We start from the raw sequence: 11827 nt of genomic DNA on the forward strand, positions 1-11827 counted from the left end.
CGGGAACCAAATTGGAAAGCAGCACTTGGCTGTTAGCCCTGGCCGCAATAATGCTTTATCATTGCCGGCTAACATAAAGCAATGACATGCAATGTCAACTCGATGGATCCTGACATAAAATGCATGCCCTGAATCAACCGTTTTTACTACGGATTGCGCGAGCCCTTCACATGACAAAATGGACACTGGGGTCTTCTTATCCCATCGCCCTGACCATCAGCCTTGTTCCTGCCCTGAGTCCGCTCACGGTCCAGGCGGCGCCCCTCAACGCGCCACCGGCCACCGGGATCCTCAACAGCCTCTGCTATGACTATGTCCCCAAGGTCGAGAAACCCAGCGCGAGTCAGGACGCCAATGCCCAGCCCGTCGAAGTGGATGCCGATCGCCTGGAGGCCAAGCAGGGCGGTACCGCCGTCTATGAAGGTGACGTCAAGGTGCGTCAGGGCGTGCGCAAATTTGACTCCGACTACGCCCAGCTGGATCAGAAGAGCCGGGATGTCATCGCCATCGGCAACATCTATTACAACGATGGCCAGATTACTGTCACCAGCGACAAGACCCTCAAATCCAACCTGGACACCAAGAACTCCGAGCTGGAAGAGGGCAAGTATCAGGTGCATGGCTCACCGGTGCGCGGCTTCGCCGAAAAAGTCACCATGACCAACAACAACCAGAACATCACCCTGGAGGGCGCCCAGTACACTACCTGTCCCCCGGGTCAGGAAGCCTGGACCCTGAAAGCCGGCAGCATAGATATCGATCAGTCCGAGGTGTTCGGGGAGGCCTGGAACGCCAGCCTCTGGCTCTATGACTATCCGGTCTTCTATTTCCCCTATATCAACTTCCCCATCAAGGATGAGCGCAAGACGGGCCTGCTCTACCCGGGCTATACCCAAAGCTCCAAGAACGGCATGGATATCACCCAGCCGTTCTACTGGAACATAGCCCCCAACTACGACTCGACCATCACCTCCCGCTTCATGGACAGGCGGGGCCTGATGGAGCAGGTCGAGTTCCGCTACATGCCGGATCCGGCCCACGTGGGCAGCCTCTATTTCGAAAACCTGGCGGACGACAAGCAATACGACGAGACAGACAGCCTCAACGATCACCTCTCGGACGGTCACCGCTATCTGCTCAGTGCCCGCCACACCTCCATGTTCATGGACAACGCCCTGCGGGTGTCGGTGGACTACACCAAGGTGCGGGATCAGGACTACAACTACTTCAACGACTTCTCTCCCAAGGTGGGGACCCAGGTCGACAACCAGTTGCAGCAATCCCTGAGAGCCGGCTACTACCAGCAGAGCTGGAACCTCAATGCCGAGGTGCGCACCTACCAAATTCTGCTGGCCAGCGCTCAGCAGCCCCACGAGCTGATGCCGCGCATCAACCACAACTACTACCAGCAGGGCAACTGGTACGATCTGGCCTGGAACACTGAGCTGACCAACTTTGGCTACAACAACGACCAGGCTATCGAGCAAAACAAGGGCAGCGCCTACACGGGCACCCGGGTCTACACTGCGCCCACTCTGACCATACCGCTCATCGACGAAGCCGGTTACTTCCTCGACAGCCAGTACAAGCTGATGTACACCCGTTACGATCAGACGGTGCCGGATGACATGAGCAGCACCTTCACCAACAGGTTCACCCCGCAAGGTGGGGGGGATGTCACCCTGGAAGAGGGCATCATCACCCGGGTTCTGCCCTCGTTTCGCCTCAAGGGCGGCATGACCTTCGAGCGCGACCAGCAGTGGTTCGGCGAAGGGGCCAGCCAGACCCTGGAGCCTGAGTTCCAGTACCTCTATGTGCCCTACAAGGATCAGGACAACATAGGTGTCTACGACTCCACCACCATGCGTCAGGACTACTACAGCCTGTTTAGCGATCGTCGCTTCGCCGGCTTGGACCGCATCAGCGACTCCAACCGACTCTCGGTCGGCGTCACCACCCGCATCTATGATCCGGCTGGCGATGAACGAATTCGGCTGGCCGTTGCCCAAGCCTTCGACTTCGTGGCCCCCAGGGTCAAGCTCTACTCCAGCGACGCGCTGAGCACCAATACCCGCTCCCCGCTCTCGTTCGAGGGGGACGCCAAGATCAACGAACAGTGGTATGCCCATGCCGGGGCACAATATGACCTGGAGCAGCGTCAGATAAGCTCCTCCAACAGCGCCCTGGAGTACCGCCACGAGAAGCTGATCAGCCAGTTGAGCCACCGCTTCGTGCGGGACGCCAACTACGACCTGGATCGCAAGGGCGAGGTGACGGATCTCAACCAGATCGGCCTGCTGCTGACCACACCGCTCAACGATCAGTGGCACCTCTATGGCGGCTACTATCAGGAGCTCGACCAGAACGTCAAAGTTGACCGCAAGGTGGGTCTGAAATATGACTCCTGCTGCTGGAGCATCAACTTCAACCTGGAGTGGGTCAATACGCCGGACAACGTGAACCTGGCCCCGACGTCCGAGCGCAGCCTCGGCATTCAATTTGAAATGAAAGGATTGGGTAGCGTGGGTACCGGCTCCAAGGGCACCTCCCTTGACACCGAAGCACTGCCTTACATTCGTCCGTTTAACCTGCGAGACCAATAACGGGTCTGGCAAACGCCTTGAGAGATGGATATGAAGAAGACGTTGATTTCCCTGCTGACCGCAGGCCTGTTTGGAGTCATGAGCCAGGGCGCCCTCGCCGCGCCCGAGCTGGTGGACAAGGTGCTTGCCGTGGTCAACAAGGACGTGGTGCTGGCCAGTCAGCAGGAAGCCCTGGTGCAGAAGGTGAAGGCCTCCGCCCAGGAGAGCGGCCAATCCCTGCCCGATGACGTCACCCTGCGCAAGCAGGCGCTGGATCGCCTGATCCAGGAGAGCCTGCAGCTGCAACTGGCGGATCGCCAGGGGCTCAAGATCAGTGATACCCAGCTGGAGCAGGCCATCCAGAGCATAGCCGCCGACAACAAGATGAACCTGGAGCAGCTCCGTGCCCAGCTCGAACGGGAAGGGCTGACCTATGCCCAGTACCGGGAAGAGGTACGCCGCGAGATCCTGATGAACGAGGTACGTCGCAGCCAGGTACGCCGCCGCATCAACATCTCCGAGCAGGAGGTGAAGCAGGTGGTCGAGGCCCTGAGCAAGCAGGGTCAGCAACAGACCGAATACCACGTCGGCCACATCCAGGTTGCCCTGCCTGACAACCCGAACGCCGAGCAGCTCAACGCCGCCAAGGCCAAGATAGAGCGCATCCTTGCCGCCCTGAAGGAAGGGGCAGATTTCCGCAAGCTGGCCATCGCAGAGAGTAACGGTCCCAAGGCCCTGGAAGGGGGTGACTGGGGCTGGATGAGCCCGCAGGAGATGCCCACCCTGATGTCAGAGGCGGTACAGGGCGCCGGCAAGGGTGACATAGTCGGGCCGCTGCGCTCGGGCGCCGGTCTGCACATCATCAAGGTCTTCGACACCAAGGGTCAGCAGCAAGTGATGCAGACCGAGGTGAAGGCACGCCACATCCTGATCAAGCCCTCCATCATACTGAGCGAGGAGAAGGCCAAGGGGACCCTGGACGGCATTCTGCACGACATCAAGAGCGGCAAGGCGAGCTTCGCCAGCATGGCGGAGAAGTACTCCGAAGACCCGGGCTCTGCGGTGCAGGGTGGCGAGCTGGGCTGGTCCGATCCCAACGTCTATGTGCCTGAGTTCCGCGACATGGTCAACCGCCTGCAACCGGGCCAGATCAGCGAGCCCTTCCGCACCAGCCACGGCTGGCACATAGTGCAGCTGGAAGATCGCCGCAGCCAGGATGCCACCGGCAAGGCCCAGGAGCAGCGCGCCTATCAGCTCATCTTCAACCGCCGCTTCACCGAAGAGTCCCAGGCCTGGCTGGATGAGCTGCGCGACGAAGCCTACATCCAGATCGAACCCAATTAATGGGCGATGAGCAGATGAACAGCCATCGTCTTGCCATCACGCCGGGTGAGCCCGCCGGCATAGGCCCGGACCTGGTGCTGCAGATAGCCCAGCGGGACTGGCCGCACCAGCTGGTGGTGATCGCCGACCCGGCGCTGCTGCGCGAGCGCGCCGCCCTGCTGGGGCTGCCCATCGAGCTGGAACCCTATGATGCCGCTGCTCCCGTGTGAGGGGTCAGCGGGCGGGAACCCTGACGGTGTGTCCCGTCCCCCTCGGCGCCCCCGTGGTGCCGGGCGAGCTCGACGAGGGCAATGGCGCCTATGTGCTGGCCACCCTGCAGCGCGCCTGCGACGGCAACCTCAGCGGCGAATTCGCCGCCGTGGTGACAGGCCCGGTGCACAAGGGGATCATCAATCAGGCGGGCGTCTCCTTCAGCGGCCACACCGAATTCTTCGCCCAGCAGTCAGACACCGCCGACGTGGTGATGCTGCTGGCCACCGAAGGGTTGCGGGTCGCGCTGGCGACCACCCACATTCCCCTCGCCTACGTGGCCATGGCCATCACGCAGGAGCGCCTTGCCAAGGTGATCCGCATCCTGGATGCGGATCTCAAGGGCAAGTTCGGCATAGCACACCCCAGAATTTACGTCTGCGGCCTCAACCCCCATGCCGGGGAAGGGGGCCATCTCGGCCGTGAAGAGATCGACGTGATCGAACCCGCCCTCGCCAGCTTGCGCCAGGAAGGGATAGATCTGGTCGGCCCCTTGCCGGCCGATACCCTGTTCCAGGAGAAATACCTCAAGGATGCGGATGCGGTACTCGCCATGTACCACGACCAGGGGCTGCCGGTGCTCAAATACAAGGGCTTTGGCAACTCGGTCAACATCACCCTCGGACTTCCTTTCATCCGTACTTCGGTGGATCACGGCACAGCGCTGGATCTGGCAGGCAAGGGCCTGGCAGACTCGGGCAGCCTGATCACCGCGATTAACCACGCCATCCAGATGGTAGAGAAAAAAAGATATGAGCAGTAAGGTGCAGAGCAACAAGGTGCACATGGGCCACACGGCCCGTAAGCGTTTCGGTCAGAACTTCTTGCACGACCGTTATGTGATCGATCAGATAGTCGCCGCCATCAACCCGCAGCCGGGTCAGAACCTGGTGGAAATCGGCCCGGGTCTGGCGGCACTGACCGAACCGGTCGCCTCCCAGATGGACAAGATGACTGTGGTCGAGCTTGACCGGGATCTGGCGGCTCGCCTGCGCGAGCACCCGACCCTCAAGGACAAGCTGACGGTGATCGAGGCCGACGCCATGCGCTTCGACTTCGGCACCCTGATGGGAGAAGGCAAACCGCCCCTGCGCATCTTCGGCAACCTGCCCTACAACATCTCCACCCCGCTCATCTTCCACCTGTGCGAGTTCGCCGACCGGGTCGAAGACATGCACTTCATGCTGCAAAAGGAAGTGGTATTGCGGATGTGCGCAGGCCCGGGCAGCAAGGCCTATGGCCGCCTGAGCGTCATGGTCCAGTACTACTGCCAGGTGATCCCGGTGCTGGAAGTGGGCCCGGGTGCCTTCAAGCCGGCCCCCAAGGTGGACTCGGCCGTGGTGCGACTGGTGCCACACAAGAACCCGACCATAGTCGCGAAGGATCTGCGCTGCCTGAGCCGCGTCTGCACCGAGGGCTTCGGCCAGCGTCGCAAGACCATCCGCAACAGCTTCTCCAACTTCATCACTGACGCTCAGCTGACCGAGCTTGGCATAGATGGCAACCTGCGCCCGGAGAACCTCTCCCTCGAGCAGTTCGTCATGATAGCCAACTGGCTGGCCGATCAGCAGCAGGCCTGATCCCATGGCATCCCCCCGGATAGTGGTTCGCCCGCACCCCAGCTATGTGGCGGGCACCGAGGATCCTTACCATTTTCTCTATCTCATCGAGATAGAGAATCTGGGGCCGGGCCAGGTGCAGCTGCTGCACCGGCGCTGGCTCATCACGGATGCCAATGGCAAGATGCTGGAAGTGGAAGGTCCCGGGGTCGTGGGCGAGCAGCCCTTCATCGCCCCCGGCGAGACCTTCAGCTATCAGAGTGGCGTACCGCTGGCCACCCCCTTCGGCGTGATGGAAGGCAGTTACACCCTGCAAGACGAATCGGGGCAGCAGTTTGAGGCCCCCATAGCCCCTTTCACACTGGCCGTTCCCAACATTATCAACTGAGGTTTCATGGCGAATTGTTTCGTCGGTGATATCCAGGGCTGCTACGACGATCTGCGCCGTCTGCTGGATCTTGCCGAATTCGACCCCGACAACGACACCCTCTGGCTGTGCGGCGACCTGGTCGCCCGCGGACCGGACTCTCTCAACACCCTGCGTTTCGTCAAGTCACTGGGAAGCCGCGCCGTGACCGTGCTCGGCAACCACGATCTGCACCTGCTGGCGGTGGCTCATGGGGTCGCCCCCCTCAAGAAGAAAGACAAGCTGCAGGCCCTGATGGAGGCCCCGGATCGGGACGATCTGCTGGAGTGGCTGCGCCACCGTCCCCTGCTGGCGGAGCACCCAGACTTGCCCATCATGATGGTCCATGCCGGTCTCTCTCCGGCCTGGGATGCCCACACGGCACGCAGTTGCGCCCGCGAGGTGGAGACGCTGCTGCGCGGCGATCAGTACAGCTGGCTGCTGCACAACATGTATGGCGATCAGCCCGATACCTGGGACGAAAATCTGCTGGGGATAGAGCGCTACCGCTACATCATCAACACCTTCACCCGGATGCGCTTCTGCTACTTCGACGGCCGACTCGACTTCAAGTGCAAGAAGGGGCCCACGGAGTCCACCCCTGGCCTGCGCCCCTGGTTCGAGCAGCGGGAGCACCACGTGGACGATCCCATACTGGTGTTCGGCCACTGGGCGGCCCTGATGGGGGCCACCGGCAAGGCGGACATCAAGGGGCTGGACACCGGCTGCGTCTGGGGCAACAGCCTCACTATGTGGCGGTATGAAGACGACGCCCTGATAGCGACCCCCTGCCCCGCTTACGCCAAATAAGCCGTCGGTGCAGCCGCCCAGCCTGCACCGAGTCAGGCGATAGACGGACAATAAAACGGGCCCGGCATTGCCGGGCCCGTTCCTTATGGGGTGAGGTAGCGGCTTACAGCTTGCGCCCCAGCCGTTTCTCGACCTGGCGCCGCTCCCAGTCGGGCCCGAACAGCTTGAACGGCTGAAACAGGTTGATGGCGTGGGATATCAGGCCCAGCCCCCAGCCCAGCATGGGCCACCAGGCCCAGATATAGTCCGGGTTGCTCAGGTAGTTGATGACAAACAGCCCCCCTATCACCAGCACATAGCTGATGAGGTGGCCGTAGAAGCCTTTGAGCCCCTCGACGAACTTCATCGCCTCCCGCTCGTCCCTGGCCACATGCACTGTCCCCTGACTATCTGTCTCGTTCCCTTTCATCTCGCTCTCCTGCAGTTGAGTCACATCGAGCTCGAAGACGGAGGCCAGGGCCTTGAGGGATTCCAGTCCAGGTTGCTGGCCCTGCTCGATCCGCTGTATGGTGCGGACACTCAAGCCAGTCAGGGTCGCCAACTGATCCTGGGACCAACCCCGTTGCAATCTCAACTTCCTGACGATCATCTCGAACTCCTTGTGGTGACTGACAGGGCCAGCATAGGGCCGGTGAGGCCAGAGGTGACACGACAGAGGGCCGACATCCACCTGACTATTCTTTAAAATCAATCCGTTGTAACTAGCTGTTGGATTGATACCTATGCCCGGGCGCACAGACCAGCGCGCCCGGTCAGGCCTTCACAGGCTCCGCATCAGCTCGGCGGCGATCTCGAAAGAACGCAACCTGGCCTGATGATCGACGATGGGACCGTTGAACATCAGCTCGTCGGCCCCGGTTTCGGCCAACAGGGCCTTGAGGCCGTGACGCACCTGATCCGGATCCCCCACCAGAGAGCGAGCCAGGGTCTGCTCCATCGCCATCAGCTCCCGGGGCGACCACTCCTCTCCCAGGCTCTGCACCGGCAGCGGCAGCTTGCCCGCATCACCCCGATAGAGGCGCAGGAACTGCTGCTGGAGCGTGGTGAACAGGAAGCGGGCCTCCCGGGTTGTGTCGGCGGCGATCACATTGATGCAGACCACCGCATAAGGCTTGGGCCAGCGCGCGGAAGGGCTGAACTGGGTACGGTAGATCTCGAGTGCCTGCAACAGCAGGCCGGGGGCAAAATGGGAGGCAAAGCCGAACGGCAACCCCATGGCGGCCGCCAGCTGGGCGCTGTAGAGGCTGGAACCCAGCAGCCAGATGGGCAGATGCAGCCCCTGACCGGGCACCGCCTGCACGGCGCCGACCTCGTCACCGAAGTAGCCCATCAGCTCGCGCACTTCCGCCGGAAAGTCATCCACCTCGCCGCTGCGCTGGCGGCGCAGCGCCTGCATGGTGCGCTGATCCGTGCCGGGCGCGCGACCGAGGCCGAGATCGATGCGATCCGGGTAGAGAGAGGCCAGCGTGCCGAACTGCTCGGCGATCACCAGAGGGGAGTGGTTCGGCAGCATGATGCCGCCGGCCCCCAGCCGCAGTGTGCTGGTGGCACCGGCCAGATGGCCGATGAGCACCGAGGTGGCAGCACTGGCGATCCCCGGCATGTTGTGGTGCTCCGCCAGCCAGTAGCGGTGGTAGCCCCAGCGCTCGGCATGGCGGGCCAGATCCTGCGAATGACGAAACGACTCGGCCGGCTGGCTTCCTTCGGGGACGGGCACCAGATCCAGGACGGAATAGGGGATGGCAGACATGGGACACTCCATTGATTCACAGGCGATTCACCAGTGGAGCAATGTAGCACGAGATATCTGAATGAATCACCTGACCAGGCTGCCGGGACCCGCGCCATGCAGCTCGCGGCAAGGGGTACGCCGGAAGATAACGGTTCCTCTTCTGGCCCCCACCTCCTATGCTTTTTGTCATCTTGCGAGCACACTGTTGGCAGATCATCGCGGGGAGCGCCCCTAGGACAAGGACAGGTCCATGACAAAAGCAAGCCTCGGCAGCAAGCCCTTTTACGTGCACATTGCCACCCTCTTCATACTGCTGTTCTCCGTGCTGGGGGGCGCCCTCATCATGCTGCAGTTCCAGCAGGGCATGCAGCAGGGGCTGGAGCACGAACGGCAAAACTTCCAGCAGTACAGGGAACAGCTGTCTCTCGCCATCAAGCTGAACCAGCGCCCGGCCCGCATGTCCCTGAGCCTGCTGCGCAGTGGCCAGCTGGCCGCCATGAGCAACCTGGAGTCCCGCCTCGGCTACCTGCCCCAGCTGGCCGAGGTGCTGGCCAACAGCGCCAGTTATGGCGCCATCTATGCCGGTTACGAGAACGGCGACTTCTTCCTGGTACGCAAGCTGACCGATCGGGCCAGAGGATTGCTGGACAACCCCCCTCCCGGGAGCCACCTGCTGGTGCAGAGCCTGAGTCAGGGCCGGGGAGAGTTCCTCTATTTCAACCAGCGCCTGCGGCTGCTGGAGCGGCGGCCCATGCCGGACTACCAGTTCGATCCCCGCGATCGCGGCTGGTACAAGGAGGCTCGCTGGGGCACGGGCATCATAGTGACCCACCCCTATCTCTTCTTCACCACCAGGGAGCCGGGCATGACGCTGGCGGTGGAAAGCGACGATCGCCGGGCGGTGATAGGGCTGGATGCCGGCGTGGAGGGGCTCTCCTCCCTCATCGGCGAGCTGCCCCTGCCCAGCCACTGCCAGCTGGTGCTGTTCGATGAGTTCGGTACCCTGCTGGCGACGGATCCCAAGCGGCTGCCCAGCTTCGAACAGCTGAGTCGCCTGCCCATGCTGTCGGCGCTCAAGCACCCCATACTGGCCAAGCTGCAGCAGGAGATGGCCTCCAGGCCCACCCTGCTGCACGCGCCGACCGAGCTGACCCTGGCCGCCGAGGATGGCAGCGACTGGCTGGTCAACCTCTCCTCCCTCGACGAGGGTTCCCCCTTCTACCTGGCCCTGCTGGTACCGGCGGACGAGCTCACCGCCCCGGCCCGCCACGATGCCCTGCGCAACCTGGCCTGGGCCCTGGCCGGTCTGCTGCTGCTGCTACCCGTCATCTGGCTGGTGGCGAGGCGCACCGCCGCCCCCTTGCTGGCACTGACGCAAGAGGCCGAGCGGATCCAGCACTTCGACTTCGGCGAGAGCGAGCGGCCAGACTCGGCGATCCGCGAGATAGACGATCTCGCCCGCGCCATGTCCAGCATGCGGCTGACCCTGGGCAACTTCATGAGCATGGGTCTGGCGCTGGCGGCGGAGCACCGCTTCGATTCCCTGCTCAGCCGCATACTGCACGAGACGGTGGCGGCGGCCCAGGCGGAGGGCGGCTGCCTCTATCTGGCCCAGGACAAGCAGATGAAGGCGGTTCAGGCCATCTGGCAACGGCAGCCCCTGGATTGTGAGCGGGTGCACTGGCAGGAGTCCCTGCTCGGCGGCCTCTATCATTCAGAGCGGCTCAGCCTGCCCCTCGATGCCGAACAGTGGTCGCACTACCTCGTCGACTGGGGCCCCTTCCCCGGCCCCCGCCAGCTGCTGGCCGAACCCCTCTACAATCACCGCCAGGAGTTGATCGGCTGCCTGTTGTTGCTGATCCTGCCGGACTGCGCGCCACGGGAGCTGGCGTCGCGCATCAGCCTCATCGAGGCGCTGGCGGGCATGTCCGCCTCCGCCATCGAGAATCAGCGCCTGCTGGAGGAGCAAAAGCAGTTGCTGGAGGCCTTTATCGAGCTCATCGCCGGCGCCATCGACGCCAAGAGCCCCTACACCGGAGGCCACTGCCAGCGCGTGCCCGAGCTGACCCGGATGCTGACGGAGGCGGCCTGCGCCCAGCAGAAGGGGCCTTTTAGCGAGTTCAGCCTCAACGACGAGGAGTGGGAGGCCATCCATATCGCGAGCTGGCTGCACGACTGCGGCAAGGTCACCACACCTGAGTTCGTGGTGGACAAGGCCACCAAGCTGGAGACCATCTACGACAGGATCCACGAGATCCGCACCCGCTTCGAGGTGCTCAAGCGCGACGCCCATATAGAGGCGCTGGCGGCCCGATTACCTGCCCCCGAGCAGCAGGCAGCCCTCGAGGCCGTGGCCCCGCTCTGGCAGATGCTGGATCAGGAGTTCGCCTTCGTCGCCGAGTGCAACCTGGGGGGCGAGTGGATGGCACCGGAAAAACTGGCGCGGCTCGATGCCATCGCCAGCCGCACCTGGCTGCGCACCCTGGATGATCGCCTCGGCGTCAGTCCGGAGGAGCTCAGGCGCCATCCCGGGGAGGCGGCTCCGCTGCCCTGCCGCGAGCCGCTGCTGGCCGACAAGCCGGTCCACCTCATTCCCCGCCCCGCCCACGACAACATAGCCAGGCACAATCCCTGGGGCTTCAAGGTCAGGGTCCCCACCCATCTCTACAACCGGGGGGAGCATTACAACCTCGCCATCGTTCGTGGCACCCTCACCGAGGAGGAGCGCTACAAGATCAACGATCACATCATCCAGACCATCCGCATGCTGGAGCGGCTCCCCTTCCCCCGTCACCTGCGCAAGGTGCCGGAGATAGCGGGGGGCCATCACGAGCGGATGGATGGCACCGGCTACCCGCGCCAGCTGCTGGGTGAACAGATGAGCATTCCCGCCCGCATCATGGCCATCGCCGACATCTTCGAGGCCCTGACCGCAAGCGATCGCCCCTACAAGTCGGGCAAGACGGTCTCCCAGTCGCTGACCATAATGCTGCGCATGGTGCAGGAGCGGCACATAGACGGGGCGCTCTTCGAGCTCTTCGTCGACAGCGGTGTCTGGCGGGACTATGCCCTGCGCTTCCTCGCCCCCGAGCAGCTGGACGAGGCAGCCTGTCAGGCCCTGCTGGCGGAGCCGCGCTAGCCGCTA

8 protein-coding genes and 1 pseudogene are annotated in these 11827 nt (G+C 62.9%); 7 read left to right on the forward strand and 2 right to left on the reverse strand.

Annotated features, from left to right (window positions below):
• The first annotated feature begins 170 nt into the window (after window positions 1-170).
• The 6 genes and pseudogenes from lptD to ACF2JD_RS08390 all read left to right on the forward strand — a co-directional run bounded on the left by lptD (window position 171) and on the right by ACF2JD_RS08390 (window position 6950).
• On the forward strand, window positions 171-2603 hold the full coding sequence (lptD, locus tag ACF2JD_RS08365; RefSeq protein WP_440987180.1) for an LPS assembly protein LptD: 2433 nt from the start codon (window positions 171-173) through the stop codon (window positions 2601-2603).
• 30 nt (window positions 2604-2633) lie between these two features.
• Window positions 2634-3926 (forward strand): peptidylprolyl isomerase SurA, encoded by a 1293-nt coding sequence (gene surA / locus ACF2JD_RS08370; RefSeq protein WP_440987181.1) that lies wholly within the window; start codon window positions 2634-2636, stop codon window positions 3924-3926.
• Window positions 3927-3940: 14 nt separating this feature from the next.
• Window positions 3941-4938: pseudogene (gene pdxA / locus ACF2JD_RS08375) on the forward strand (4-hydroxythreonine-4-phosphate dehydrogenase PdxA).
• Window positions 4928-5755: a 16S rRNA (adenine(1518)-N(6)/adenine(1519)-N(6))-dimethyltransferase RsmA gene (gene rsmA / locus ACF2JD_RS08380; protein ID WP_043130439.1), complete on the forward strand. Its 828-nt coding sequence runs from the start codon at window positions 4928-4930 to the stop codon at window positions 5753-5755. Before pdxA ends, rsmA begins: the two are co-directional and overlap by 11 nt.
• A 4-nt stretch (window positions 5756-5759) precedes the next feature.
• Window positions 5760-6122 carry a Co2+/Mg2+ efflux protein ApaG gene (gene apaG / locus ACF2JD_RS08385; protein WP_234568367.1) on the forward strand — a complete coding sequence of 121 codons (363 nt, stop codon included), beginning with the start codon at window positions 5760-5762 and terminating at the stop codon, window positions 6120-6122.
• 6 nt (window positions 6123-6128) lie between these two features.
• Entirely contained in the window at window positions 6129-6950 is an 822-nt protein-coding gene (locus tag ACF2JD_RS08390; RefSeq protein WP_440987182.1) for a symmetrical bis(5'-nucleosyl)-tetraphosphatase, read from the forward strand.
• Between the two features lie 103 nt (window positions 6951-7053).
• Here ACF2JD_RS08390 and ACF2JD_RS08395 read toward each other — a convergent pair whose 3' ends face one another.
• Both ACF2JD_RS08395 and ACF2JD_RS08400 read right to left on the reverse strand, forming a co-directional pair.
• Window positions 7054-7539, reverse strand: a complete 486-nt coding sequence (locus ACF2JD_RS08395; RefSeq protein WP_163148703.1) for a 2TM domain-containing protein — start codon at window positions 7537-7539, stop codon at window positions 7054-7056.
• Between the two features lie 171 nt (window positions 7540-7710).
• Window positions 7711-8700, reverse strand: a complete 990-nt coding sequence (locus ACF2JD_RS08400) for a luciferase-like monooxygenase (protein ID WP_440987183.1) — start codon at window positions 8698-8700, stop codon at window positions 7711-7713.
• Between the two features lie 232 nt (window positions 8701-8932).
• Here ACF2JD_RS08400 and ACF2JD_RS08405 point away from each other — a divergent pair, with 232 nt between their 5' ends.
• The gene (locus ACF2JD_RS08405; RefSeq protein WP_440987184.1) at window positions 8933-11821 is read left to right on the forward strand and encodes an HD domain-containing phosphohydrolase; all 2889 of its coding nucleotides are present in this window, start codon (window positions 8933-8935) and stop codon (window positions 11819-11821) included.
• Window positions 11822-11827 lie beyond the last annotated feature (6 nt).

Source organism: Aeromonas ichthyocola, assembly GCF_046087985.1.
Taxonomy (GTDB): Bacteria; Pseudomonadota; Gammaproteobacteria; order Enterobacterales; family Aeromonadaceae; genus Aeromonas; species Aeromonas rivipollensis.